Below are 24,766 nucleotides of genomic sequence, written 5' to 3'. Positions count from 1 at the left end.
GGCGATGGTCACTAAGATGACGGCGGACCGGGAGGTATGCGTGGGCGACGGTGTGAGTGGCACGGTAGCCACCCCGCTGCACGATGTGCGGGTCCTCGAGGTCAGCGACCGCATCGCCGGGGCGTACTGCGGCAAGCTTCTTGCCGACGCGGGCGCCGACGTGGTCAAGGTCGAACCACCCGAGGGGGATCCGCTGCGCCGGGTCACGGTCAGCGACAGCCCAATACATGACGACGCCGACTCGCCGCTGTTCTGCTATCTCAACGCTGGAAAGCGCAGCGTCACAGCCATTTCAAGTCATCTGCTGTCGTGCGCCGACATCATCGTGGTGACCGCGGATGAGGCCACGGCCCGACGGGACGGTGTCGACCCCGAAGCGCTGCTGGCGGCCTCGCCCGGATGCATAGTCGTTTCGATCTCGGACTTCGGCTGGACGGGGCCGTGGTCTCGGCGGCCCGCCACCGAATTCACGCTGCAGGCCGCGTCGGGGCTCACCGGATTTCGTGGCGATCCGGCAGGTCCGCCGATCTCGATCGGCGGAGACCTGGGGGAGTACATGGGTGGAACGTGGGCCGCCTACGGTGCGCTGGCTCTGCGGCGGCGCGTTTGTGACGGCGGAGCGGGTGGCCACCTCGACATGTCGCTGCTCGAGGCCATCACGCTGATGCAGAGTGGGGAATGGCTGCATTCGGCGCTCCTACAAGTCCCGCCCGTGCGGCGGTCGGTGGAGGTGCCGTCCATCGAACCCGCCAAGGACGGCTACGTCGGCATCAGCATGGTGACCGGCCAGCAGTGGCTGGACTTCGCCGCGATGGTCGACTGCCCGGAGTTGACGGAGATCGCGCAGTTGCAGTTCCAGATCGGCCGGTGGGACTACCGCGACTGGATCCGCGAACGCATCGACCCGTGGATGAGGGAACGCACGGTCGCCGAGATCGTCGAACTGGGGCAGCTGTTCCGGTTGCCGTTGGCGCCGTTGGGCAACGGCGCGACCATTCCGTCGATGGATCACCTTCGCGAACGTGGGGTCTACATCGACAACCCGGCCGGGTTCCACCAGCCAAGGCCCCCGTGGCTGATGTCGAGCGCGCGTCCCGCACCGGTCGCCACCTCACCCGCGGTCGGGGACGGTGACGATGAAACGTTCTGGGAACCACGGGATCTGCGTACCGAATCGGCGCCGACCGGGCGCATGCCGCTCGCGGGGGTGCGGGTCGTCGACTTCACCGCGTTCTGGGCAGGTCCGGCTGCCACCCATTCGTTGGCTGCGTTCGGCGCGGACGTCATCAAGGTCGAATCCATCCAGCGCCCGGACGGTATCCGCTATTCGGGCGGGATGCGCAAGGACGTCGACGACTGGTGGGAGTACGGCTGGGTCTTCCACGCGATGAACACCAACAAGCGGTCGGTCACCCTCGATCTTCAGTCCGAGGAGGGGCTTCGGTTGGTTCGGCGCCTGATCGGCCAGGCGAACGTCGTGGTGGAGAACTTCTCGCCGCGCGTGATGGAGCAATTCGGCCTCGACGCAGCGGAACTGCTCGCACTCAATCCGCGCCTGGTCGTGGTGCGGATGCCCGCGTTCGGATTGACCGGACCCTGGCGCGACCGCGTCGGTTTCGCTCCGACGATGGAGCAGATCGCCGGCCTTGCCTGGGTCACTGGGATGCCCGAGGGCCCGCCGATCGCCCCGCGCGGAGCCTGTGATCCGCTCGCCGGTGCGCACGCCGCCTTCGCGACGCTCGCTGCACTCGAGTTCGCCGACCGTACCGGTGAGGGGCAGCTCGTCGAGGTGCCGATGATCGAAGCGGTGCTCAACGTAACAGCCGTTCAGACAATCGAATACGAGGTGTTCGGGCGGGTGATGGAACGACGGGGCAACCGGGGGTACGGGGCGGCCGTACAGGATGTCTATAGGTGCGCAGGCGACGACAGCTGGATCGCACTCGCCGCGCGCACCGAAGACGAAGGCGCCGCGCTGGCCGATGTCACCGGAGGTGCGGAGCTCGAGACCTGGCTTGGCGCACGCGACGCCGAAGCCGCCGTGGAGGAGTTGGTACGTGCGGGCGTGCCCGCCGCGGTCGTGGTGTCGCCGTCGCTCGTCACCGAGAACCCTCAACTGCGGCACCGCGGGTTCTTCGAACGCCTTCACCATTCCCGCACCGGGGAAAACCTCTACCCGTGCCCACCGTTCACGCCGCTGGCCGACAGTCAGACCTGGCTGCAGCGCCCACCGCCGACGCTGGGTGAGCACAACGCCGAGGTCCTCACCACACTGTGCGGTCTGACCGCAAGCGACCTGGAGCGGCTCGAGGCCCAGGGTGTCATCGGGTCGCGGCCGAAGGGGTTGTGAATTCAGCGTCCCCGCAGCGAGATCGGCATCGAGTGGTAGATCGTCATGTTGTTGGTGAGGCTCGGATAGGTGACGTCGACCCGTCCGAGCGTGATGTCTTCGGCCCTGCACAACAACTCGTCGAGCACAGCGCGAATCTCCGCCCGGGCCAGCATCGCACCGAGGCAGTGGTGTGGTCCGCCGCCGCCGAAAGCCACATGCGGATTGTCCGCACGACCGATGTCGAATGCGAACGGATCGGCGAAGACGTCCTCGTCGCGGTTGGCCGACCGCAACATCGACACCACGCGCTCGCCTCGGGGGATCATGACGCCGTCGATCTCGACATCGACCTTGGTGACCCTGCTCCAGAACGCCACCGGGGTGGACCATCGCAGCACCTCTTCGACCGCGGACTGGCGTACCGATGGGTCCGCGCGGTAGCGCTCGATCTGGTCGGGATTGTCGACGAACGCCCGGAGCCCGTAGGCCAATGCGTTCTTCGTGGTGTCGCTGCCCGCGAACGCGATCACGAAGAAGAAAATGTCGAGCTCGGTGGCCGGAATCGACAGTTGCTCGCCGTCCTCGTCGGTCACCACGGCCGTGGCCAGGCTGCTCCAGATGTCGTCGGTGGGTCGCAGGCGCTTCGCGGCGGTCAGTTCCGAGGCATAGGTGAAGACCTTGCCGAACAGCTCGAGATGCTGCTGTTCGGCCTCCCGTCCCGACGAGGCCGAATTCGCCTGCAGGATCAGGTCGAAGGTCTCGAAGATCTCCGGTCTGTCCTCTTCGGGTATGCCCACGATGTCGCCGATCACCGACATGGGCAGAGCATCGGCGACATCGGCGATCCAGTCTCCGCCGCCACGCTCCAGCAAGTGGTCGATCAGGCCGGCGGCCCGCGTGCGGATATCCTGTTCGAGCTTCCCGATCGCCTTCGGGGTGAACGCGTGTGACATCACCCGGCGCCGCTTGAGTAGTTCGGGCGGATCCATGTTGATGATCGTCGGGAATGCCCCCACCGCACCCACACCTTGGATCAGCGGTCCCTCGGCGGCGGTGAACGATTCGGTATCGCGGTGGATGCGGTGCATGTGATGCACCTTGGTCGTCATCCAAAAATCGCGCTTCAGCGTCGCCGCCACCCGGTCGGTGAGTTCGTGTTTGAAGATCGGTCGCTCGCGCCGCAGCTCTGTGAACAGCGCGTCGGGAAAACCGTTCTGCCACAACGCCGGATCGGACAGGTCGACCGGAGTGGTCGCTGTCATGCGCGGTTCCCTTCGCCGTCCTTGACCCAGAATGCCTAAAATAGTAAAAATAGGCAACGGACAGCGCCGCTGAGCCCGGCTGGTGCGTGCGCGGACGGAGTTGCGATGACGGATACGGTCGACGATCCCACCCTCGACCCGTCGGAGCGCGAGTTCGGGCCCAGCGGAATCAGCCTGTCGACCTACCGGTTCCCGACCGGATGGTTCATCGTCGGGTTCTCCTCGGACCTGGCCGACGGTCAGGTCAAACGCGCCCACTACTTCGGCGAGGAGCTGGTGATCTTCCGGACGCAATCGGGTCGGGTCAATGTGCTCGACGCCTACTGTCAGCACCTGGGTGCGAACATGGGCGTCGGCGGCACCGTCGAGGGCGAGAACATAGTCTGCCCGTGGCACGGCTGGCAGTGGACCGGTGAGGGCACCAACGCGCTGATCCCGTACAGCAAGATCGGCTGCAAACAGAACGTACGGATCAAGCGCTACCCGTGCACCGAGTGGTACGGCTTCATCCTCGTGTGGCACGAACGTCACAGCCGCGTGCCGTACTGGCAGCCACCGGTGTTACCCGAACTCGAGACCGACGAGTACTACCCGCTGCACCCCCACACCCGGATGGTCAACAGGGTCAAGGTGCATGCGCAGATGATCATCGAGAACGCGGCGGACCCCTACCACGTCCAGTACGTGCACAAGGCGGCCAATCCCGCCAACACCGCGTCGTTCGAAGTGTCCGGCTACCACCTGCATGCGACGGTGAACGCGAATTTCGGTGGGGGACGGGCCAAGACGTGGCTCACCCCGAACGGGCCCGTGGACGCGAAGATCATCTACGACAACTATTCGCTGGGCCTCGGCGTCGTGCGCTTCCCGTCGGAGCTGGTCGCCACCGTCCAGGTGACCGGCCAGACGCCGGTCGACGAGGACTACACCGATTACTTCTACACCCAGGCATCCATCCGCGAAGCCGGTGATCGCGGCGACACGCCCACCGGCCGGGCGGCGAAGTTCTTGCAGCTGCAGCAGGAAGTCATCAAACAGGACTTCTTCACCTGGGAGAACATGAAGTACCTGGAGAAACCGAACCTTGCGCCCGAGGAGGCCCGCGACTACGCCGCGCTGCGCCGCTGGGCGCACCGGTTCTATCCCGGTACCCAACCGTCGGCGACCGACTTCGGGTACACGGCGACCGGCGAACCCGACCCGTCCGCGGCGCAGGTTTGATGCCCACGGACCGGACGTGGCGCGTGGAGCCCGCGGCTTTCGGCGTCGAACGGTTCACGGTCGCTTCGGTTCTCGACCGCCGTGCCGACCAGTTCGGCGACGAGGTGATGATGTCGATCGACGGCGCGCCCATCACGTTCGCCCAGATGCGCGACCGGTCCCGCGCCGCCGCGGCGATGCTGGCCGATCGCGGCGTGCGCCGCGGTGACACCGTCGCGCTGTTCGCCGGTACCTGTCCGGAGTGGGTGTACTTCTGGCTCGGCGCCGCCCGGTTGGGCGCGGTGAGTGCGGCGGTCAACGCCGCGAACAAGGGTGATTTCCTGTCGCACGCGCTGAACGTGTCGCAGGCCAGGCTGGTGGTGACCGACGAGGCCCGTCGCGCTCGACTCGCCGAGGTGGTCGACCAGCTCGACGCTCCGGCGGCGGCCCTGCTGATCGACGATTCGGTCGCCGCGGAGTTGAGCACATCGCACGGCGCCACCTGCCCGACGGTGCACACCGATGCCGACGACGTAGGAGCGCTGTTCTTCACCTCGGGAACCACCGGTCCGTCGAAGGCGGTGGCGACCACGTGGCACTACCTGTTCGTCGCGGCCGCCACCGTCGCGTCGGCGTGGGAGTACGGCCGGGGCGACGTGATCTGGACGGCGATGCCGCTGTTCCACCTCAGCGCCGCCCCGACGGTGCTGGCGCCGATGCTCGTCGGCGCCACCAGCGTGTTGGCGGGCGCGTTTCACCCCGCCGAGGTGTGCGAAGAGCTGCGGGCCTGTGGCGCAGCGGGGTTCGCCGGGGCGGGTGCGATGGTGTCGATGCTGTGGACTCTGCCGCCCGACCCCCGCGACGCGCAGCTCGGGATCCGCTTCATCTCGGCCGCACCCATTTCGGCTGAGCTGTACCGCGCGATCGAGGACCGCTACCGGTGCCGCGTGGTGACGATGTACGGGCTGACCGAGGCGTTCCCGATCGCGTACAAGGCGGTTTCGGACGACGGGGTCCCGGGTACGTCAGGACAAGTCAACTCGGCCTTCGAGGTACGCATCGTCGACGGGGACGGCCGCCCCGTCGCCGTCGGGGTGACGGGTGAGATCGCGTGCCGGCCGCGGACAGCGCATGTGATAAGCGAGGGGTATGTGTCGTCCGCGCCCGGGCACCGCGGCCTGCGGATCGAACCCCACCCGGAGTGGTTCCGGACGGGCGATCTGGGTTTCCTCGACAACAACCAGAATCTGACGTTCGTCGACCGCGCCAAGGACTCGCTGCGCCGACGCGGGGAGAACGTGTCCTCGGTCGAGCTCGAGCAGGTGGTCATGCAGCACCCGGCGGTCGCCGAAGCCGCCGCGGTCGCCGTCCCGAGCGATGTGGGCGAGGACGACATCCTCGTCGTCGTGGCTCTACGTCCCGGTGCGACGGTCGACCTTCCCGAGCTGCTGGACTTCTGCGCGGCGCGCATGCCGTACTTCTGCGTGCCCCGGTACCTCGAAGTGCTGGACGAGATTCCGAAGAACGTCATCGGGCGGGTGCGAAAGGATCTTCTGCGGCAACGGGGCCTGAGCTCGGCGGTGTGGGACCGAGAAGCCCACGGCTACCTGCTGAGTCGGTGAAGGAGTCACACAATGGCATTGAGCTACCAACAGCAGTACGTGCTCGACGGGCTGGCGGGGCGGGCAGGAATCCTCAACCTCGACGCCAGGCACAACCGGTTGTTCTCCAGCGGTGACCTGACCGGCTGGCTCGCGACCTTCCGGCATTCCGGTGCGACCTACACCAGGGGCGAGGAGTCGTTCACCACCCTTGCCGACGCTTTCGACGGTGGAAATGGTCGGCGACTGGTCACCGTCGACCACGACATCACCGTCGACGGCGTCGAAGCGACTCAGCAGTGCGTCGCATTGCTGTTCTGTGACAACGAACTCCAGGCCACCGGCAGCTACACCGACCGTCTCGTCTACGAGCGCGGCGGGTGGTACTTCGCCTCGCGCCGACTGGCCTGGGATGCGGTTCCCCGTGAGAGCGCGCTGCCGGGGTGACCGAGACTGTGCGCTACGAGCTGGCGTTCGGCACATATGACGACGCGTTGCAGATGGTCGGCACGCGCACGGAGCCGCGGTACGCCGGGACCGCAGTGAGCGCGGCCCGCATCCAACACTTCGCGGCCATGGTCCGCGACTCCAATCCGGGCTACTGGGACGACGATTTCGCCCGCCGCCAGTGGGGCGGGTTGCTGGCCCCACCCGGGCTGCTGATGGGGTGGCTGATCCCGCCGCCGTGGCTGCCGAACCGCCGACCGCCGCTCGCCGCGATCGCGATTCGCGTGCCGCTGCCTGGGACGACGTTCATCAACGCCGCCAACGACGCCGAGTTCCCCTGCGCCATCGTGGAAGGGGATCGCTTGCACGTGATCGAGGAGGTCGTGTCGGTCTCGCCTCCAAAGCGCACTCGCCTCGGGATCGGCCACTTCGTGCAGACTTGCGACGAGTTCCGCCGCGACGACGGCACATTGGTCGCCGTCAACCGCAACACCTTGTTCCGGTTCACGCCCGAGGCGCAAACGTGATGGCGGAAGACGGCGTGCAATGGAAGCGGGTCACGGTCCCTACGGACCTGCCGGAACTGGTGGACCACATCGACTACCAGCGCGTCGTGATGAACCCCGGTGCGACATGGGATTACTTTCCGGCACACTACGATCCGCGCTACGCCGAACAGCAGGGGTATCCGACGATCTTCGTCAACACGATGCACATCGCCGGATTCGTCGACCGTATCGCCACCGACTGGGCCGGCCCCTACAGCCGGGTGGTGCGCCGCAAGATCACCCTGCTGGGCTCCATCTACGCCGGCGACTCCATGGTGGGTCGCGGGCGCGTCGTGGCCAAGCGGGACAGCGGCCTGGTCGATCTGCAGATCACCGTGAGCAACCAACGCGGCGAGCTGTGCTGCCCGGCGGAATTGACGCTCGAGCTGTCACGTTAGGTCGGGCATCTTGTCCGCGCTGATGGTCGTCTGCAACTCGACGTACTCCGACAGTCCCTCCGCGCCGAACTCGCGACCGATTCCGGACTGCTTGAACCCGCCGAACGGCATCGTCGTATCGAGCGTGTACATATTGATCCCGTAGGTGCCGGTCCGAATCTGCGAGGCGATCTCCAGCCCGTGCGCGACGTCGGCCGTCCAGACCGAGCCTGCCAGCCCGTAGTCGCTGTCGTTGGCGATCCGGATCGCGTCGCGTTCATCGGCGTACGTCAGCACGGTCAGCACCGGCCCGAAGATCTCCTCGCGGGCGATACGCATCCCGTTGGTGGCGTCGGTGAACAGCGTCGGCTGGACGTACCATCCGCGCTCACGCGGTGAGTCGGTGCCGCCCACCACCATTCGCGCCCCCTCGGCGAGCCCCGCATCGATGTAACCCTGCACCCTCTGCTGTTGACGTTGCGCCACCAGCGGGCCGATGTCGGTGGCATCGTCGGCGGGATCACCCACCTGAAGCCCCGACATCATCGCGCTCAGCGCGTCCACCACATCGTCGTGTCGGCGTTCGCTCACCAGGATCCGCGTCTGCGCGACGCACGCCTGCCCGTTGTTCATCAGGCTCGCCGTCTTCAAATGCTCGACCGTGCGGTCGATGTCGGCGTCGTCGAGGATGATCGCCGCCGACTTGCCGCCCAACTCGAGGCTGACGCGTTTGAGTTGCTCCCCGCATACGGCGGCGATATGGCGTCCGGTGGCCGACGAACCGGTGAACGAGATCTTGTCCACTCCGGGGTGACGCACCAGGTGCTCACCGGTGTCGCGTCCGCCGGGAAGGACTGAGACGACGCCTTCGGGAAGGTCGACTTCCTCGAGCATCTCGGCCAACCACAGCGCGTCGATGGGCGTCTCGGGAGCCGGTTTTACCACGACCGCGCAGCCTGCGATGAGCGCCGGGATCATCTTCGGCATGATGAGGAACTGCGGCACGTTCCATGGCACGATCGCCCCGACCACGCCGACGGGCGCGCGCCGGATCTGTACGTCGCCGAACAACCCTCGGCGCCGCTCGATCCACGGGAACTCCTTCGCGGTGGCCAGGATCAGATGCATCTGGGCCAGCGCACCGGTGGCCTGCCCCAACCGGCTGAAGCTGCGCGGCGAGCCCATTTCCGCGGTGATGAGGTCGGCCATCTCGTCGGTGTGAGCCGCGTAAACCGTCGCGAGCTTCTCGACCTTCTCCATGCGTTCGTCGACGCTCATCCGCGGCCACGGGCCCTCGTCGAACGCCTTGCGCGCGGCCTGCACCGCACGGTCGACATCGCCGGCGGCGGCCTCCGGTGTCTGGCCGATGCGCTCCTCGGTGTGCGGTGAGATGACCGCGATACGTTGCCCGGTGGCCGGCGCTTCCCATCGGCCGCCGATGAAAAGCCGTTCGTATGTCAGCGATCTCAAGACAGCGCCTCCTCGTCGACCCACGGGCGAGTTCCGCATCGAGCGCACCGTACGCCCGCCAAAGTCGCTATTTATGCAAACTTAGCAAAATGGCGAGCCGGGATGGTGCGCCGACTCGGCCGCGAAATGGCATTCCGGAAGGCGTCCACTCGAACTTTCCCTGCCGAAATGCCATTTCGCGAAAGAGGGGCGAGTGTTGCGAAAACCGCGGGTGATGGCTCTCGCGGGCGTATCGTCCGCTCAGGGTCGGCGATGATAGGGAGGTCATCGATGGCGCTCGTGAAGTGGCCGTCATTGCGCCGGGCTACCTGGGCTGCAGCGACGGTGGCCGCAGCGATGCTGCCGGCCCTCGCTGCCGGCGGTGCGAGCCCAACCGCACAGGCCTTTTCGGATCCGAGCCTTCCGATCGAACACCTGGAAGTGCCGTCGGCGGCGATGAACCGCACCGTTCGCGTCGAGTTCCTCGGTGCCGGCGACGACTCACCGGCGTTGTATCTGCTCGACAGCATGGAGGCGGGCGACGACCTCAACGGCTGGGACATCAACACCCAGGCCTTCGACTGGTATGACGGCTCCGGCATCTCGGTGGTGATGCCCGTCGGCGGCAAGTCGAGCTTCTACTCCGACTGGTATGCGCCCGCGGTCGGCAACGGCACGACCTACACGTACAAGTGGGAGACCTTCCTCACCCAGGAACTGCCGGTGTGGCTGGCCTCCAACAAAGGGGTCCGGCCGACCCGCAACGCCGTGGTCGGGTTCTCGATGGGCGGTTCGGCGGCGCTGATTTTGGCCGCCTACCACCCGCAACTGTTCAGCTACGCCGGATCGCTGTCGGGCTTTCTGAACCTGTCCGCGCCCAACGGCCCGGGTCAGGTCAGAGTCGCGCAGATGTGGAACGGCGGCTTCGATCCCGCCGCGATGTGGGGCCCGCCCGGCGATCCGGCGTGGGCCCGCAACGATCCCACGGTGCAGGCCGGTCGGCTCGCCGCCAACGGAACGCGCGTCTGGATCTACTGCGGCGACGGCACACTCACCGATCCCGCGCTGACCAATCCCGACGCACCCATCGCCGGGCTCGGCTTCCTCGAGGGCTTCGCGATCGAGTCGAACCGGGCGTTCGTCGACGCATACATCGCCGCCGGCGGGAACAACGGCGTCTTCAACTTCCCCGCGGGCATCCACAGCTGGGGCTATGCAGGCCAGCAGTTGCAGCAGATGAAACCCGATATTGCGCGAGTGCTCGAAGCCCAGCCGACAAACCAACGGTGAAGCGGCGCACACGGTTTCGCGCTAGGCGTCGTCGCTGGGGGTGGAGTCGGGATCGGATGCGTCCAAGACGCTGACCGCGATGCCGTACGGCAGGAACCGCACCTTGCGGGCGGGATCGGTGTTGTTCTTGTTGGCCCGCAGCGCATCCAACTCGGTGGGGTAGACCTGCTCGATGTGCGCACCGCCGTCGTCGTCCACGGTGTATATCGCCCATACCCCGTCACCGGTCTCCCCGGTGGTCTCCGGTTCGCGTCGGGGCCGCGACGAGCGGGTGAACTCGTCAACCAGGTTGGCCCAGCCCGCGCGTTCCCCTGACGTGCTGAAGAACCTGCCGAAGCCGTCGAGCGCGTCGCGCAGACCCTCACCGGCTTCGCGCACGACGCGGTCGAACTCCTCGGGGTCGAACCCGAACGGGCCGTTGCTGCTCATCGTGCCTCCTCCTGGGGCGCCCGCACCTGTGCGCGGTATCTCTTCCAGTGTGCCCGCATGCGGGGAAGTAGTCGACTGAAGCGATCCCGAAGTGGTAGGCAACCTCTATGGCCATCTCCCGGGCCGACGCCCTGGCCGCCGTCGAGCGATCCCCGGCCGCGGTCGCCGTCCACGATCGCGAGGCGTGGGTCGCGGCCTTCACCTTCGACGGGATCATCGAAGACCCGGTGGGTTCGCAACCGCACCGCGGGACGACGGCCATCGCCCGCTTCTACGACACCTTCGTCGGTCCGCGCGACATCGCGTTCCACCGCGACGTCGACATCGTGGTCGGCTCGACCGTGATCCGCGATCTGGAACTGGAGGTCCGAATGGCGGCCGGTTTGACGATGCGGATTCCCGCCTACCTGCGCTACCACCTCGAAGTCGACGCGGACGAGCTGAAAATCGCTGAGCTGTCAGCCTATTGGGAACTTCCAGCGATGGTCGGGCAGTTCCTCAGAGGCGGGATCCGATCGGTGCCCGCCGGGCTGCAACTGTCGCGGGCGCTACTGACGAACCAGGGCATCGTCGGGGCGCTCGGCTTTCTCGGCGGCTTCCGGGGGATCGGCCCCCAGGGCAAGCGACGGTTCGACGAGTTCCTGGCGGCTGCCCATGCCGGTGACGAGGTCGGGCTGCGGCGCTGGTTGGGCGGCGCCGCACAGATCACCGCAGGTGAGCACACGCCGATGGGCAGCACCGAGCTGCTGTCGCGGCTTGCCGGCGCCCGCTCGCGCAAACTGATCGGTTCGGGTCACAGCCTGGTGTGCGGCATTGAGGGCGCCGGGTCGCGCGATGTGCTCATCGCCGACGTGGCGGCGACACCGTTCTCGATCAGACGAATCCGCTACTACGCCGCCCCGGTGGGCTGAACCACCCGACGTTTCGCGTCCTCGGGCCGGGGGCAACCCGGCAACCATGCGACACACTGATTCACGCGAGATCGCCGTTGTGGGCGTCGTCGTGGCCGCGGTGCTGGCGTCGTGCCTGATCCTGCCCACAATCGGACGGCTCGCGACGCTCGAGCAGATATGGGCGGCCGCCGCGATCTTGGGCATCCCGACCGTCGCGGTGCTCACTGTCAGCGGTTACCGGTACTACGGGCCTGCCCGCAGCATGGCCGTCGCGGTGGTCGTGATGAGCGTCGCCCTGCTCGCGAGCTGGGTGTTCTCGGTCTACGTGGTGGCCTCCGCGATGAGCGGTTCGACGACAACGCTGGCCATGGGGGTCCTGCTGTACGGGACACCGGCCCTCGTCGTGGCGGTGCTCGGGCTTCTGGCGCTCAAGCTGGTGCCTCCCCGGTCTCCGTCGAGGGACCGTTTGACCACATCCACGGCGGGTAATCCGGCCGCATGACTCCGCGCGAAGACGACGACACCAGCGAAGAGGGCGTCACCGAGGACGACCACGTGGCAACCTCGCGCGCCGGCAAGGACAGCGGCGGCGACGACGGCACCTACGTCGGCCAGACGTTTTCCGACGACGCTATCGACGCGGGGGAGAGCGGGGCCGAGGCACGCAGCAACGACGGTCGTTGACGGTAGGCACACGGGGTCGCGGAACGGTCGCGGGAACGCGAGAGGCGTGTACGAGGTGTCTCAATTCGGTCGCGGCGGTCGCGTCGCGTGCAGCGCGAACTGGGCGCGTGAGACTGTATGAGCACCATGCCTGTCGACGATGAGCCCACCGAGATCACCTACGAGGAATTCGGCCGCAGATTCTTCGAGGTCGCCGTGACCGAGCAGCGCGTCGGCAGCGCTATCGCCGACATCGCCGGCGACGAGTTCGAGATGGGCCCGATCGCTCAGGGTCCGGGCAAGATCGCGAAGGTCACCGCCAAGGTGCGGATCCAGGAACCGCGACTGACCCGCCACGTGGGCCCGATGATCACGTTCGCCATCCGCATCCCCCTGGAGATCGACATGATGGTCGATCTGCGCATCGACAAGCCGAAGTTCATGGTTTTCGGCGAGATCGCGCTGAATGCGACCGCCCGTGCCGCGGAACCGTTGCTGTTGATCCTCGACGTCGAGAAACCGCGGGCCTCCGACATCTCCATCCATGTCACGTCCAAGTCGCTGCGGGGGGAGCTGGTTCGCATCCTCGGTGGCATCGACGCCGAGATCCGGCGGTTCATCGCCGCCCACGTCGCCGGCGAGATCGACAGCCCGGCCTCCCAGAAGGCCAAGGTGATCGACGTAGGCTCCACCATCGACACCGCCTGGACGGGCGTCTGAGGGTTCCACAGCGTAGGCTTCCCGGGTGCTTAGCAAACCCGTGTCGGCGCTCGCGCTGACCTCCGGACTTCTCGCCGCAGCGGCCGTGGTGGCCGCGCCCGCGCAGGCCGACCCCGTCGACGACGCCTTCCTCAACGCGGTGTCCGAGGCCGGCGTCGTCATGAGCGATCCGAGCAGTGCCGTCGCCGTCGGCCAGCAGGTGTGCCCCATGCTGTCCGATCCGGGCCAGAACGCCGCCAACGTCGCGGCCAAGGTCGCCGAAATGGGCGGCATGTCGCTGGGTCCGGCGACCATGTTCACCGGCATCGCCATCTCGATGTTCTGCCCTGCAATGGTGTCGTCGATCGGCAGCGGTAACTCGCCGATCCCGCTGCCGTTCCTCGGGATCTAGACCCCGCGAGGGTCTGCTAAGGACGCAGGGCCGCCGTCACCCGCTCGACGCTGGCACCGGCCGCGAGGTCACGGTGTCGTGCGGTCACCTCGGCGCCGCCGGTGCGCAGCACATCGACGACGTCGGCCACGACACCGGCCTTCTCGGCGCTGACCTCCGCCCCGAGAGCCCACCACGACATCAGCGCGTCGAGCCCGCGCCCGGGGTCGGCGCCGTGGTCGACGAGCGCCGCGACGGTCGCGGGCAGCACGAGCCGCGCGGCCCTGTCGATGGGTTGAGTACCGTCGGGCAGCGCTGCCTGGACCGGCGCACCGGCACGGACCAGGGCGCGCACCATTTGCGGGTTGACGTTGTCGCCGTCGCTGCTGAGCACGTGCAGTGGTGTCGCGCCCTCGGAGTCCAGCACCGCCGGGCAGACGCCGTTGGCCAGGGCGTGGTTCAGCGCCACCGTGCGACCGTTGCGCACGATCTCGTGCAGGATCCTGGTGTAGCGCTCACCGTGAGCCGACAACTCGATGCGGCGTCCCGCGTCGGCGCCGGCATCGATCAACGCCACCGCGATGCCCAACCCCGGTGAGCGCACCGCGTACCAGAGCGGTGATGCACCACATGCGTCCACGGGATCGGGATCGGCACCCATCGCGAGCAGTTCGATCACCGCCGAGTCGCCGCGCTGTGCCCGGTCGAACAGGTCAAGGACGTCCGGTGGTAACGGCTCGGTCCAATCCGGTGGGTCGACGCCGAGCGCGGCCAGCGCCCTCAACGAAGCCTCGCGTTTGGGGCCGAGGTCGTACCAGGGCCACGGGCCTTCGCCTCGGGCGACGAAATCGGAGACCGGCATGCGGGTTTCGGTGATATTCGGCCGTTCGCCGTCGGCGTGGTCGGTCCGGAAGACCACATCGGCGCCGTCTGACAGGATCACGACCCGTGCGGGCCCGTCCTGATACCGGGCGAGTTCGGCCACAGCCAGGATTGTGCCCAAACGCGAAGAGGGGCACCCTCGCGGGTGCCCCTCTCGTGCCCTCTTTCACAAACCGGCTACTTGACGTCTACGTAGACGAGACGGTCCTGATGCGTGATGAAGTTATGGCTACTCCCGATCACCGGGCTGCCCGCATCGATCCGGGTGAAGGTGGGGCCCTCGCGGACCGCGACCACCTCGGCCTCGCTCAGCGGGGCGGTGCCCACCTGAGTGACGACGACCCTGTATCCCTCAGCCTTGAGCTGGTTGATGGTGTCCTGTGCGTTCTGCCCCCCCGAAGGTGCGGCGGCCACCGGTGCGGCCAGCCCGATCAGGGCGGCTGCCAGTCCGCTCGCTACAGCTGCGATTCCTATCTTCTTCATATGCTGCCTCTTTCCATGTCTGCGAGCCGCCGAAGCGGTCTTCCGCCAACGAATTTCGGTGTTGGGCGCGTTCGATCGGCTCATAGGCGGCAACGAAGAAGGAGCCGGTTTGATTCCCTGGCAGGAAATGGCCGAAAGAATGGCAGATTTTAAGCGGCGCAACGTTGTTCGGTGTGCGCAATAACGTCAGAGCAGGCGGCCCAACCGGCTCAGTTGCAGCGGACGGCCGACGGCGCTCAACTGTCCGAGAATGTCCTCGAGCCTGGTCAGCGGCAGGTCCATCCGCCACTCCGCCACCGATGCCGACAGCCGTACCACCCCCGGCGCGAAGCTGATTCCGGTCAGTTGGACACCGTGCGGCAGTTCGGGCAGCCGCACGGGATAGGCCGGGGTCCGCGCCGGCAGCGGACAGCGGGTCCGGCGAAAGGTGATGCAACGTGGTTTGAGCCACAGCGTCGAGCCGTCGAGATGGGCGTCGACCTCGAGGTGGCCGGCCCCCGGTCGTCGTGCAAGGCGCAGCCGGGCCACACCGTCGGCGCCGATCGCGCCCGCGAGCCTCGGCGCGGCCCAACGGAACACGTCGTCGAGAACCGGCGCCGGAATCTCCAGCGTCAGATCGACGGGCGCCGCGACCAGGACCGGTGGTGCCGTCGGTCGTATGTGGACGTTGTGCAACACCGCGGTGGCATGGTCGAACCGCGCCTCGTTGCACCGGATGTCGCGTGCGGCGAGCCGGACGTCGTTGAGCTGGCCGACCGACAGGCCGCGGGGGTCGAGATGCGAGTCGAACTCGGTGACCGTCAGCGTCAGGTCCGCCTCATCGAGTTTGACGCTGAGCCGCCTGCCCACCACCAGCCGGCGCACCGTCATGAACAGCGTGCGGTACGCCGCGGCGGCGCCTGTGGTGACCGGCGTTACCGCGGCCGACGACCACGACGCGGTCAACATGTCGATGGGTCGGAACGGATCGAATCGGCGCAGAGGTTCCGGGCGCGTCATGCCTCCAGCATTCCCCGCCGGGACCGGTTCCGTACAGTCGGGCCCATGACCTCCGTGGTAATCGTCGGCAGCGGCTTCACCGGTTTCGAATGTGCGCGGACTCTGGCCAAGAAATTGCGTAGAGAGCGCGCAGACGTCGAGATCTCACTCATCTCGCCGGTCGACTACATGTTGTACACGCCGCTGTTGCCGGACGTCGCGGGCGGCTTGGTCGATGCCCGCTTCGTCGCGATCCCGCTGGCCAACGCCTTACGCGGCGTGCAGGCGATCCGCGGCCGGGTCGACGAGGTCGACTTCAAAGGACGCACCGTCACGTTCACCGATCCCGAGGAACGGTCGCGCGCGCTGTCATGGGATCGGCTGGTGCTGACGCCCGGTTCGGTCACCAAGCTGTTCGACGTGCCCGGCCTCGCCGAGCACGCGCGTGGTCTCAAGTCGACCGCCGAGGCGTTGTATCTGCGCGATCACGTGATCCAGCAACTCGAACTGGCCGACGTCGACGACGATCCGGGCCGCCGTCAGGCACGGCGCACGATCGTCGTGATCGGCGCGTCGTACTCGGGGACGGAACTCGCGGTGCAACTGCGGGCGCTGGCCGACTCGGCCGCCAACCAGATGGGCTTCGACCCGAGCGAAGTCAAATTCCTGCTGCTCGACCTCGCCGAGCAGGTGATGCCGGAAGTCGGGGAGAAGTTGGGCGCTGCGGCGCAGCGTGTGCTCAAAGAGCGTGGCATCGATGTCCGGCTGGGGGTCACGCTCAAGGAAGTGCACGCCGAACACGTTGTGCTCAGCGATGATTCGCTGGTCCGCACCCATACCGTGGCGTGGGTCACCGGTGTGACGGGAGCGCCGCTGATCGAAAAGCTCGGGCTGCCGACCGAGCGCGGCCGGCTGAAAGTGACCACCGAGCTCCAGGTTCCCGGCCATTCCGGGGTATTCGCTGCGGGCGATGCCGCCGCGGTGCCCGACGTCACACAGCCGGGCAAGATCACGCCGCCGACCGCCCAGCACGCCACCCGGCAGGGAAAGGTGTTGGCGCGCAATGTCGCAGCCAGCCTCGGTGTGGGCAAGCCGAAGCGTTACAAGCACCGCAACATGGGGCTGGTCGTCGACCTGGGCCCGCGCTACGCCGTGGCCAATCCGCTCAACATCCAGTTGTCGGGCTTTCCCGCCAAGGTCGTGACCCGGGCTTACCACGTATACGCCATTCCGCGGTTCGTCAACCGCTGGGCGGTAACACTGGCATATCTGACCGATGTGTTCTTCGACCGGCCCGTCGTCTCGTTCGGGCTGTCCACGCAGGAGGACGCGGAGTTCTCGGCCAGCGAGGGTATTCCGACGCCGAAAGCCGGCTGATTCAAACCCGTTGAACCGGGGAACTGTGTCGGCATGGCTACTTATCGCGTGCTGAATCCCAAGGGCGAGGTTGTCGACACGAAGGACATCGAGAGCGCCGACGACGCCCACGCCTGGTTCGTCGACCAGAAGGCCGACCCCGAGCTCGGCTGGCGCATGGAGGTCAAGAACGACGATGGCGACTGGGACTTCTTCGACAGCAGCGAGGGCGACCGCAAGTACTAGCGCTGACCGTCTCGTGCCACTCGCGGTCCGCGACCGATCTCTCTTGTACGCCTGGGCGCGGCGTGTCGCGGTGCAGACACGGTCGCTCGCGGAAGGAAAAATGAGGGCGTGCCGAAGCTGAGTGCGGGACTGCTGCTCTACCGGGTGCGCGACGGCGCAGTCGAGGTGCTCATCGGCCACCCGGGCGGGCCGTTCTGGGCGCGCAAGGACGAAGGGGCCTGGTCGATCCCCAAGGGCGAATACGACGAGGGCGAGGACCCGTGGGCCGTCGCGCGCCGTGAATTCGAAGAGGAACTGGGTAAGCGCCCGCCGGAAGGCCCGCGCATCGAGTTCGCACCCGTCAAACAGCCGAGCGGCAAGATCGTCACCGCATTCGCGGTGCGCGGCGACCTCGACCTGGACGGCACCTTCTCCAACACGTTCACCATGGAGTGGCCGAGAGGGTCGGGCACGATCAGGGAGTTTCCCGAAATCGACCGGGTGGGTTGGTTTTCCGTGGCGCAGGCTCGGTCCAAGCTGTTGAAGGGTCAGCGGGTCCTGCTGGACCTGTTGCTGGCGGCAATCGCAGACGACGCACCGGTCGCGTCTCGATCGCATTGATCGTCAACGCGCGGCCGTGGATTCGCCAGCCGGCCCGTGTCCGCAGGTACTCGTCGTCATAGCGCAGATGCCACACCAGATCGGACGCCTGACCGTCGCTGACCGTCCAGTGGTGGGCGATGCAGGTGATGCGGCCGAGTGCGTAGTCGGGTTCGTCGGCCGCGGCGTACACCTCGCCGACGATCGCGTGTTCGGTCCTGGGCACCGCGGCCAATGAGGCCATCGCCGCCCGCACCCCGTCGCGGCCCTGGTGGCGGCGCACCGGCTCCAGCGCCCGCGGCGGGTCCGGCAGCCGCAGCTCGGCGTTCTCGGTGAACAGCTCGACGACATCGTCGAAGCGGCGGTCGTCGACGGCGGAGGCGTAGACGTGCACCAGGTCGGCCAGCGCCAGTCGATCGGCGGTGCGCAGCCTCATGCGCCAAGCCCCAGCCGCTGCGCGCACGCGTTCAACGCGTCGCGCGCTTCGTCGATATCGGCCGTCGGCGGCATGGCCAGGATCAAGCGGTCCGCACCGAGCGCCTCCAGTTTGGCCGCCCGCTCACTGTCGATCTTGGTAACGAGATGCCCGAGCGAGAGTTCCAGCGCATTGGGGTCACGCCCGCACCGTTCGGCCTCCTCGCGCATCAACGAGACGAGTTCGGCCAGTTCTGCGCCGCCGACGCCGAGCGGTTGAAACCCGTCGCCGAGCCTACCCGCTCGCCTTGCCGCCGCCCTGCTGTGTCCTCCGATGTGAATTGGTATGTGCGACAGCGGCTTCGGGTAGCACATGGCGTTGTCGAAATCGAAGAACTCGCCGTGGAAGTCGGCTCCTTCGGGGCGGTCCTGCCAGAGCAGCCGCAGCACGGCGAGTTGCTCGTCGACGCGCCGGCCCCGGCTGCCGAAGTCGGCCCCGCACGCCTCGATCTCCTCTTTGAGCCATCCCGTCCCCACGCACAACCGCAGTCGTCCGCCCGAGAGCGCGTCGACGGTCGCCACCCGCTTGGCCAACACGACGGGGTGATGGTTGGGCAGCACGAGCACGCCGGTGGCGAGGCCCAGTCGCGGGGTGTGACCGGCCAGGAAGGCGAGCAGGTCGAGCGGATCGGGCACGTCGCAGTCGGCGGGCAGTTCGACCCGGCCAGACGCGTCGTAGGGGTAGACGCTGGTGTACTCCGACATCAGCACGGTGTGCTCGACCACGACCAGTGACTCGAACCCGCAGGCCTCCAAATGCGTGGCGAACGCGGCCATGAAGGCGGGGTCTGCGGTGACGCCCGCCGCAACGGGCGCGACGACGGCGTATTTCATGGCAGCGGCGGCAAACCGTTGCTTTCCCGGATGTCCCGGCGACACTCGCGGCGGGTCTGGCCGGTCTGCTCCATGCACACCCGGACCGGCGATTCCTCAGCGACCGGCAGCGGTGGGTCGGTCACCTCGGTGGTGACCGTCGGGCTCGGGACATCGCCCTCGGTCAGTGACCAGATCGTGGCGCCCGTGCTCTGCAGGGTCGAGCAGTAGGCGGTCGAACCGTCGTCGGTCTGGGCGGTCGCGCCCTCGGGGGAGCAGTCGGCCCCGATCACCGCGGCGGAGTCGTCGGCGGGCGTGGACGCCGTTGTGGTGGCGGCGTCGTCGTCGGTGGCGGTGGTCGTGGGAGTGTCGGTCGCCGTGGTCGTCGGCGGCGGCGGAGGCGGCGGTGGAGGAGGAGGTGCGGCTGGCGGCGTTGACGACGCAGCTGTCGCCGACCTGCCCGGGGCGTTCGCGCGTTCCTCGCCGAACAGGAAGGCTGCCACCACGACCGCGGCGACCAGCAGCACCGCGAGCACCGCGGGCACCAGCAACCCCGGCCGCAGCCACGACTTCTTCGGTTGGGCGGCGGCCACGGCGAGTCGGGTGCTGTCGGGGTCCGACGAGGCGACGCCGAGGTGGTGGCTGAGCGCCCTGGCGAAGTCCGCGCAACGCTCGAACCGGTCTTTGGGGTTCTTCGACAGCGCCTTGGCCAGCACGGGGTCCAGGTTCGCGAGGTCCGGTCGGTGGGAGCCAATCGCGGGCGGCGCCGCCGACAGGTGCTGGCTGATGACCACGGCCGGATTCGAGTTGCGAAACGGCGGCGACCCGGTCAGCAGATGAAATGCGGTGGCGGCCAACGCATATTGATCGGCGCGGCCGTCGAGCGTTTCACCCATCAACTGCTCGGGCGCGGCGTAGGACACCGTGCCCACCGTCATGTTGGTCGCGGTGAGACCGCTGACGTCGTCCGCCCAGCGGGCGATGCCGAAGTCGGCCAACAGGATTCGCCGATCGTCTGCCTCGGGCCTGGCGAGCAGGATGTTGGCGGGTTTGACATCGCGGTGCAGCAGGCCGCCCTGGTGGGCGTAGTCCAGGGCGTCGGCGATGGCGGCGACGATCGCGGCGACCTCCGTCGGAGGCATGCCGTTGGGATGGTGCTCCTTCAGCAGCTGCCCCGCGTCGGTGCCGTCGACGTAGTCCATCGAGATCCAGATCTGGCCGTCGGCCTCGCCGCGATCGTGGATCCCGACGATGTGCGGGTGCCACAGCGTGGCCGCGATGTCGGCCTCACGCTGGAACCGTCTGCGGTACTCGTCGTCGGCCGACACCGACGCGGGAAGCACCTTGAGCGCGTCGCGTCGGGGCAGGCGCGGATGGTCGGCCAGATAGACCTCGCCCATTCCGCCGGAGCCGAGTAGTCGCACGATGGTGTATCCGGCGAAAGTCTCCCCCTCGGCCAACGGCATGGGCGAATAGTACGAGACGACTACAGATCGAGTGTCAGATGGGAACCTTCGGCGGCGCGGGAGATGCAGATCAGCATCAGCCCGCCGTCGCGTTCGGTGTCGGTGAGCAGCGTGTCGCGGTGGTCGACGGCGCCGGCCAGCACCCGGGTGCGACACGTACCGCAGAAGCCCTGCTGGCACGAATACGGCGCCTGAACACCGGATCTGCGCAGCGCTGCGAGCAGCGTCTCCTCGGCGCCGACGTCGATGGTCTGGTCGCGTGCGGCCACCGTCACCGAGAAGGTCGTGCCGTCCTCGACGGGCGGGGCGGCGAACCGTTCGAAATGCAGTTCCACGTTGTCGCGCCCGACCAGCCGCTCGCGGATGACGGTCAGCATCGCCGCCGGACCGCACGCGTAGACCGCGGTGCCGTCGGGGCAGTCGCCGAGCAGGTCGTCGGCGTCAGGCAGTCCGTCGACGTTGTCGGTGCGAATCTGCATGCGAGAGCCGAACCGTGCGACTTCCTCGATGAACGGGAGGCTGTCGTGGCTGCGGCCGGTGTACACCATCGACCACTCGACACCCAGCGCTTGCGCCAGCCGCAGCATCGGCAGGATCGGGGTGATGCCGATGCCGCCTGCGACGAACCGCAGCCGTCGGGTGGGGGAGCCGTAACCGGGAACGGTCAGCGGGAACGCGTTGCGGGGCCCGTGTGAGGTCACGGTCGCGCCCGGGTGCAGCCCCTCGTGCACTTCGATCGACCCGCCGCCGCCGTCGGGGATGCGCCGCACCGCGATGCGGTAGCTGTCGGTGCGGGCGGGATCGCCGCACAGCGAGTACTGCCGCACCAGCCCGCTGGGCAGCGTGATGTCGATGTGCGAGCCGGGATGCCACCGGGGCAGCGGTTCGCCGTCGGCGGCGACCAGCGTCAACGCCACGACGTTCTCGTCGCGGGCCACCACCTCACGCTCGGCGACCCGCAGGGTCAGGGTGCGGTCGAGCTCGCGGGGAGCTGTGACCTTGCGGACGGCGCCGGCCAACGCTTCCATTGAATTGATCACGACGTCGGCGATCCCGATCATCGCGTAGCGCCGTCCCGGCCGCAGCGGATGGGCAGGCAGTTGCCGGTAGCGCTCGCGCAGACCCATCAACGGTGCGCGGCGCGCGCGGCGGGTGAGGTGGCCAGGTAGGCCACGGCCTGGGCGGTCGACCCCATGTCCTCGGGCGAGTAACCGGGCCGGAAGTAGGACAGCGTGTTCGCCCCGAACAGGGTCCGGAACTTCGGCAACAGGCCCAGTTCGGAGTCGCGCATCCGCAGGCGCTGCATCTGGAACCAGCCGATGTCGCTGCTGGGATCGGACTTCAGCAGGTACCAGGTGCCGCGTTGGAAGAAGGTGAACATCGCCGTCGCAGCGACCGTCATCGCCCGGATCCGGTCCGGATAGCTGTCGTGGAAGTAGACCGCCACGTCGTGGGCGACGCAGCGATGCTCGACCTCTTCGCTGCCGTGCCAGCGGAACAAATCGACCAGGGTCGGGTCCGCGCCGTGGTCGTCCCAGGTCGAGTTCAGCGCGAAGTCACCGAGCACCGCGGTGTAGTGCTCGATCGCCGCGATCAGCCACAGCCGCTCGCACAGGTTGCTGAGGCGCCGTTCGGGGTCATCGAAATGCTTTGGCGCCAAGACCTTTTCAAACATATAGCCGACGAGGTCCAGCATCGGCTTCGGGTCGACCCCGTTGCCGATGAGGAAGTCGGAGATCACATCGTCGTGGGCTGCGGCGTGCGTCGCCTCCTGGCCGATGAAGCCGCGGATGTCGTCGGCGAGCTTGGGATCCCTCACCAAGGGCAGCGCCTCGTTGTAGGTGCGGACGAACCAGTGCTCGGCGGCGGGCAGCACCACGTTGAACAGGTTGATCATCGTGGACGCCACCGGATGGCCGGGGATCCACTCGAGGGGTACTCCGGACAGGTCGAAATGCACCTTGCGGGCCTGGATCTGTACCGGGCCGGGGTCGACCTCGTGTGCGAAACGGCGTGGACGTAGGGCTTCCACCGGCTGAGCCGGCAAATGGCCCCCAGGGCGGGCCGGCGATAGTGCCATCGGCTCCTCCTTCGTGCCGCACAGTCTACGTGCGGTGGGCGGGAGGGCAGGTTTGCGGTAGGCGGGGCGCGTCTATAACACGTACATGGCTGCGATCGACGACGTTCTCGGATGGGCCAAGCAGCAGGTGGCCGACCGGGTTCCGAAGGCGGATCTGGACCAGCGCGATCCGGACTACATCCGTGAACAGCTGCCGGGGCTGTGGCTGCTGGCGTCGTTGTACTTCCGCGCCGACGTCCGCGGCCTGGACCGCATCCCCGCCGACGGCCCCGTGTTGCTGGTGGGCAACCACAGCGGTGGCAACCTCCCGCCCGACACGTTCGTGTTCACGCTGGCGTTCAGCTCGTACTTCGGCGTCGAGCGGCCGTTCTATCAGCTCGCACACAATCTCGTCGTCTCGATGCCGGGCCTGGGTTCGCTGCGCAAGTTCGGCACCGTGGCCGCCAACCACGAGAATGCCAAGCTGGCGCTGGAGTCCGGCGGGGCGCTTCTGGTGTACCCGGGCGGCGACTACGAGGTGTTCCGCCCGTCGTGGCACCGACACGAGGTCGATTTCGGCGGTCGCAAGGGCTACGTGAAACTCGCCCGCGACGCCGGTGTGCCGATCGTGCCCGTCGCCAGCGTCGGCGGCCAGGAAGCCGCGTTGTTCCTCGACCGGGGCCAGTGGTTGGCGCGACTGCTGAGGGCCGACCGGCTGGCCCGCCTCAAGAGCGTGCCCATCCTGCTGGCGCCGCCGTGGGGGCTGACCGTCAGCGACTTCATCCCGCGGCTGCCCCTGCCGACGAAGATCGCGATCGAGGTGCAGGATCCCATCGATGCCGACGACATCGCGGCCAGCGACGACGACGTCATCAACGACAAGGTGTTGAGCAGCCTGCAGGCAGGAGTCGACAAATTGGCCGCCACCCGACGGTTCCCGGTTCTGGGCTGACGACGATGAGAGTTCAACGCCAATGCGTCATCGACGCCGACCGCGACCAGGTGTGGAAGGTGGTCAGTGATCCGCAGTGCTATCCGGACTTCATGGCCAGCCTGGAGCGCTGGGAGACGATGACCGATCCGCCCGCCGGCCTCGGGTCCCGCTACACCGTGCACTGGAAGGTCGGTTCGGTGCCGATCGGCGGCACCGTGGAGGTCGTCGAGTTCGACGCGCCGCGTGAGGTGTCCTGGATCGGGCTCACCGGAGTCTCACAACGCGGCCGGTTCCGGTTGCGCGAAACCGGGGACGGCCGCACCAAGGTGACGTTCCGGTTGTCCTACGAATCCGCGGGCAATCTTTTGGGCCTGATCGCCGACCGGGTGGCCGCGCGCCAGGTCGGCCGGACGATGGGGCGCACGCTGACCAATCTGCGCCAGATGGTGGAGGGCTGACCCTTAGCCGGCCGGGGGCGGCGGCGGGGTGCCCGCGCCGGGGGCGCCCTGGATCGGCACCACCGGGGTAGGAGTGACGGTGGTGACGCCGTTTCGACCGACCGTCGGACCGCCCGAGGGACCTTGCTCGGCGATGAAGTCCGCCGCCTTCTGGCTGCAGTCCAGCATTAGCAGCATCCGGCCGCCCGAGGTGATCTTCTGTTGGTCGACCAGGCACTCCGCCTGGGGGAGCACGCTGCCGACCGAACCGCCGAAGTAGGCCTTGACGCCCTGGGACTTCAGGATCTGCAGCGCCCGGTTGTACGGTTCGCCGACCACGTTCACACTGCTCGGTTGCGACATCGCGATACCGGCGCCGACGAGTGCCGCCGAACCGACAGCCACGAGCCCGCCGCTGAGCACAACAAGCTTGTTCACGTGATCTCCTCAGGTCGGTGCGGCGCGAACATATCGCAGC

28 protein-coding genes and 1 pseudogene are annotated in these 24,766 nt (G+C 67.6%); 17 read left to right on the top strand and 12 right to left on the bottom strand.

Annotated features, from left to right (window positions below):
* Nucleotides 1–16 precede the first annotated feature (16 nt).
* A complete protein-coding gene (locus CEX88_RS12230) occupies nt 17–2,350 on the top strand; it encodes a CaiB/BaiF CoA transferase family protein (protein WP_094293705.1) in 2,334 nt (777 codons plus the stop codon).
* Nucleotides 2,351–2,352: 2 nt separating this feature from the next.
* Here CEX88_RS12230 and CEX88_RS12225 read toward each other — a convergent pair whose 3' ends face one another.
* A complete protein-coding gene (locus CEX88_RS12225; RefSeq protein WP_094293672.1) occupies nt 2,353–3,594 on the bottom strand; it encodes a cytochrome P450 in 1,242 nt (413 codons plus the stop codon).
* A 105-nt stretch (nt 3,595–3,699) separates the two neighbouring features.
* On the opposite strand from CEX88_RS12225, the gene CEX88_RS12220 reads away from it, so the two are divergent.
* From CEX88_RS12220 to CEX88_RS12200, 5 genes are read left to right on the top strand one after another with little or no spacing between them, the layout of a single operon-like run.
* Entirely contained in the window at nt 3,700–4,815 is a 1,116-nt protein-coding gene (locus CEX88_RS12220; protein WP_094293671.1) for an aromatic ring-hydroxylating oxygenase subunit alpha, read from the top strand.
* Complete coding sequence (locus tag CEX88_RS12215; RefSeq protein ID WP_094293670.1) at nt 4,815–6,416, top strand: AMP-binding protein; 1,602 nt, start codon at nt 4,815–4,817, stop codon at nt 6,414–6,416. The genes CEX88_RS12220 and CEX88_RS12215 overlap by 1 nt, the downstream gene beginning before the upstream one ends.
* 12 nt (nt 6,417–6,428) lie before the next feature.
* Nucleotides 6,429–6,842: a nuclear transport factor 2 family protein gene (locus tag CEX88_RS12210; protein WP_066844069.1), complete on the top strand. Its 414-nt coding sequence runs from the start codon at nt 6,429–6,431 to the stop codon at nt 6,840–6,842.
* Between the two features lie 53 nt (nt 6,843–6,895).
* Nucleotides 6,896–7,369, top strand: a complete 474-nt coding sequence (locus tag CEX88_RS12205; RefSeq protein ID WP_066844190.1) for a MaoC family dehydratase — start codon at nt 6,896–6,898, stop codon at nt 7,367–7,369.
* Nucleotides 7,369–7,788, top strand: coding sequence for a MaoC family dehydratase (locus tag CEX88_RS12200; protein ID WP_066844067.1), 420 nt, complete (start codon nt 7,369–7,371; stop codon nt 7,786–7,788). The genes CEX88_RS12205 and CEX88_RS12200 overlap by 1 nt, the downstream gene beginning before the upstream one ends.
* Here CEX88_RS12200 and CEX88_RS12195 read toward each other — a convergent pair.
* The gene (locus CEX88_RS12195; protein ID WP_094293669.1) at nt 7,780–9,237 is read right to left on the bottom strand and encodes an aldehyde dehydrogenase; all 1,458 of its coding nucleotides are present in this window, start codon (nt 9,235–9,237) and stop codon (nt 7,780–7,782) included. The two genes, CEX88_RS12200 and CEX88_RS12195, sit on opposite strands and share 9 nt — an antisense overlap.
* Before the next feature lie 270 nt (nt 9,238–9,507).
* Here CEX88_RS12195 and CEX88_RS12190 point away from each other — a divergent pair, with 270 nt between their 5' ends.
* Nucleotides 9,508–10,506: an alpha/beta hydrolase gene (locus CEX88_RS12190; protein ID WP_094293668.1), complete on the top strand. Its 999-nt coding sequence runs from the start codon at nt 9,508–9,510 to the stop codon at nt 10,504–10,506.
* 21 nt (nt 10,507–10,527) lie between these two features.
* Here the strand turns inward: CEX88_RS12190 and CEX88_RS12185 are convergent, their stop codons facing one another.
* Complete coding sequence (locus CEX88_RS12185) at nt 10,528–10,935, bottom strand: hypothetical protein (RefSeq protein ID WP_066844059.1); 408 nt, start codon at nt 10,933–10,935, stop codon at nt 10,528–10,530.
* A 107-nt stretch (nt 10,936–11,042) separates the two neighbouring features.
* Between CEX88_RS12185 and CEX88_RS12180 the strand changes: the two genes are divergently transcribed.
* The 5 genes from CEX88_RS12180 (at nt 11,043) to CEX88_RS12160 (ending at nt 13,602) form a co-directional block, all read left to right on the top strand.
* Nucleotides 11,043–11,846: a nuclear transport factor 2 family protein gene (locus CEX88_RS12180; RefSeq protein WP_066844056.1), complete on the top strand. Its 804-nt coding sequence runs from the start codon at nt 11,043–11,045 to the stop codon at nt 11,844–11,846.
* 46 nt (nt 11,847–11,892) lie between these two features.
* The gene (locus tag CEX88_RS12175) at nt 11,893–12,330 is read left to right on the top strand and encodes a hypothetical protein (protein WP_126315862.1); all 438 of its coding nucleotides are present in this window, start codon (nt 11,893–11,895) and stop codon (nt 12,328–12,330) included.
* A complete protein-coding gene (locus CEX88_RS12170; RefSeq protein WP_094293667.1) occupies nt 12,327–12,512 on the top strand; it encodes a hypothetical protein in 186 nt (61 codons plus the stop codon). Before CEX88_RS12175 ends, CEX88_RS12170 begins: the two co-directional genes overlap by 4 nt.
* A 117-nt stretch (nt 12,513–12,629) precedes the next feature.
* On the top strand, nt 12,630–13,211 hold the full coding sequence (locus CEX88_RS12165; RefSeq protein ID WP_174522722.1) for a hypothetical protein: 582 nt from the start codon (nt 12,630–12,632) through the stop codon (nt 13,209–13,211).
* Nucleotides 13,212–13,236: 25 nt separating this feature from the next.
* Nucleotides 13,237–13,602 carry a DUF732 domain-containing protein gene (locus CEX88_RS12160; RefSeq protein WP_066844047.1) on the top strand — a complete coding sequence of 122 codons (366 nt, stop codon included), beginning with the start codon at nt 13,237–13,239 and terminating at the stop codon, nt 13,600–13,602.
* Nucleotides 13,603–13,618: 16 nt separating this feature from the next.
* Here the strand turns inward: CEX88_RS12160 and CEX88_RS12155 are convergent, their stop codons facing one another.
* The 3 genes from CEX88_RS12155 to CEX88_RS12145 all read right to left on the bottom strand — a co-directional run bounded on the left by CEX88_RS12155 (nt 13,619) and on the right by CEX88_RS12145 (nt 15,945).
* Nucleotides 13,619–14,566, bottom strand: coding sequence for an ankyrin repeat domain-containing protein (locus tag CEX88_RS12155; protein ID WP_094293666.1), 948 nt, complete (start codon nt 14,564–14,566; stop codon nt 13,619–13,621).
* 74 nt (nt 14,567–14,640) lie between these two features.
* Nucleotides 14,641–14,946: a hypothetical protein gene (locus CEX88_RS12150; protein WP_066844189.1), complete on the bottom strand. Its 306-nt coding sequence runs from the start codon at nt 14,944–14,946 to the stop codon at nt 14,641–14,643.
* 186 nt (nt 14,947–15,132) lie between these two features.
* Entirely contained in the window at nt 15,133–15,945 is an 813-nt protein-coding gene (locus CEX88_RS12145) for a hypothetical protein (protein WP_094293665.1), read from the bottom strand.
* Nucleotides 15,946–15,990: 45 nt separating this feature from the next.
* Here CEX88_RS12145 and CEX88_RS12140 point away from each other — a divergent pair, with 45 nt between their 5' ends.
* The 3 genes from CEX88_RS12140 to CEX88_RS12130 all read left to right on the top strand — a co-directional run bounded on the left by CEX88_RS12140 (nt 15,991) and on the right by CEX88_RS12130 (nt 18,126).
* On the top strand, nt 15,991–17,301 hold the full coding sequence (locus CEX88_RS12140) for an NAD(P)/FAD-dependent oxidoreductase (RefSeq protein WP_066844038.1): 1,311 nt from the start codon (nt 15,991–15,993) through the stop codon (nt 17,299–17,301).
* Between the two features lie 33 nt (nt 17,302–17,334).
* The gene (locus CEX88_RS12135) at nt 17,335–17,526 is read left to right on the top strand and encodes a hypothetical protein (protein WP_064348755.1); all 192 of its coding nucleotides are present in this window, start codon (nt 17,335–17,337) and stop codon (nt 17,524–17,526) included.
* 108 nt (nt 17,527–17,634) lie between these two features.
* The gene (locus CEX88_RS12130; RefSeq protein WP_094293664.1) at nt 17,635–18,126 is read left to right on the top strand and encodes an NUDIX hydrolase; all 492 of its coding nucleotides are present in this window, start codon (nt 17,635–17,637) and stop codon (nt 18,124–18,126) included.
* Between the two features lie 22 nt (nt 18,127–18,148).
* On the opposite strand, the pseudogene CEX88_RS26330 reads toward CEX88_RS12130, so the two are convergent.
* The 5 genes and pseudogenes from CEX88_RS26330 to CEX88_RS12105 form a co-directional block, all read right to left on the bottom strand.
* Nucleotides 18,149–18,541: pseudogene (locus CEX88_RS26330) on the bottom strand (nuclear transport factor 2 family protein); the annotation flags it as partial.
* Nucleotides 18,538–19,413, bottom strand: coding sequence for an LLM class F420-dependent oxidoreductase (locus CEX88_RS12120; protein ID WP_094293663.1), 876 nt, complete (start codon nt 19,411–19,413; stop codon nt 18,538–18,540). The pseudogene CEX88_RS26330 and the gene CEX88_RS12120, both read right to left, overlap by 4 nt.
* Nucleotides 19,410–20,858 (bottom strand): serine/threonine-protein kinase, encoded by a 1,449-nt coding sequence (locus tag CEX88_RS12115; protein ID WP_094293662.1) that lies wholly within the window; start codon nt 20,856–20,858, stop codon nt 19,410–19,412. The genes CEX88_RS12120 and CEX88_RS12115 overlap by 4 nt, the downstream gene beginning before the upstream one ends.
* A gap of 20 nt (nt 20,859–20,878) precedes the next feature.
* Entirely contained in the window at nt 20,879–21,985 is a 1,107-nt protein-coding gene (locus CEX88_RS12110; protein ID WP_094293661.1) for a PDR/VanB family oxidoreductase, read from the bottom strand.
* A complete protein-coding gene (locus CEX88_RS12105) occupies nt 21,985–22,938 on the bottom strand; it encodes a metal-dependent hydrolase (protein WP_094293660.1) in 954 nt (317 codons plus the stop codon). The genes CEX88_RS12110 and CEX88_RS12105 overlap by 1 nt, the downstream gene beginning before the upstream one ends.
* Before the next feature lie 85 nt (nt 22,939–23,023).
* Here CEX88_RS12105 and CEX88_RS12100 point away from each other — a divergent pair, with 85 nt between their 5' ends.
* Complete coding sequence (locus CEX88_RS12100) at nt 23,024–23,869, top strand: lysophospholipid acyltransferase family protein (RefSeq protein WP_064393679.1); 846 nt, start codon at nt 23,024–23,026, stop codon at nt 23,867–23,869.
* Between the two features lie 5 nt (nt 23,870–23,874).
* Complete coding sequence (locus tag CEX88_RS12095) at nt 23,875–24,309, top strand: SRPBCC family protein (protein WP_094293659.1); 435 nt, start codon at nt 23,875–23,877, stop codon at nt 24,307–24,309.
* Between the two features lie 3 nt (nt 24,310–24,312).
* Here CEX88_RS12095 and CEX88_RS12090 read toward each other — a convergent pair whose 3' ends face one another.
* Complete coding sequence (locus tag CEX88_RS12090; protein WP_068201802.1) at nt 24,313–24,726, bottom strand: hypothetical protein; 414 nt, start codon at nt 24,724–24,726, stop codon at nt 24,313–24,315.
* Nucleotides 24,727–24,766: the final 40 nt, after the last annotated feature.

This window comes from Mycobacterium neumannii (genome assembly GCF_002245615.1).
In the GTDB taxonomy this organism is placed as follows: domain Bacteria; phylum Actinomycetota; class Actinomycetes; order Mycobacteriales; family Mycobacteriaceae; genus Mycobacterium; species Mycobacterium neumannii_A.
The sequence above is the reverse complement of the archived record's forward strand: the minus strand, read 5'-3'. Positions and strand labels throughout refer to the sequence as shown.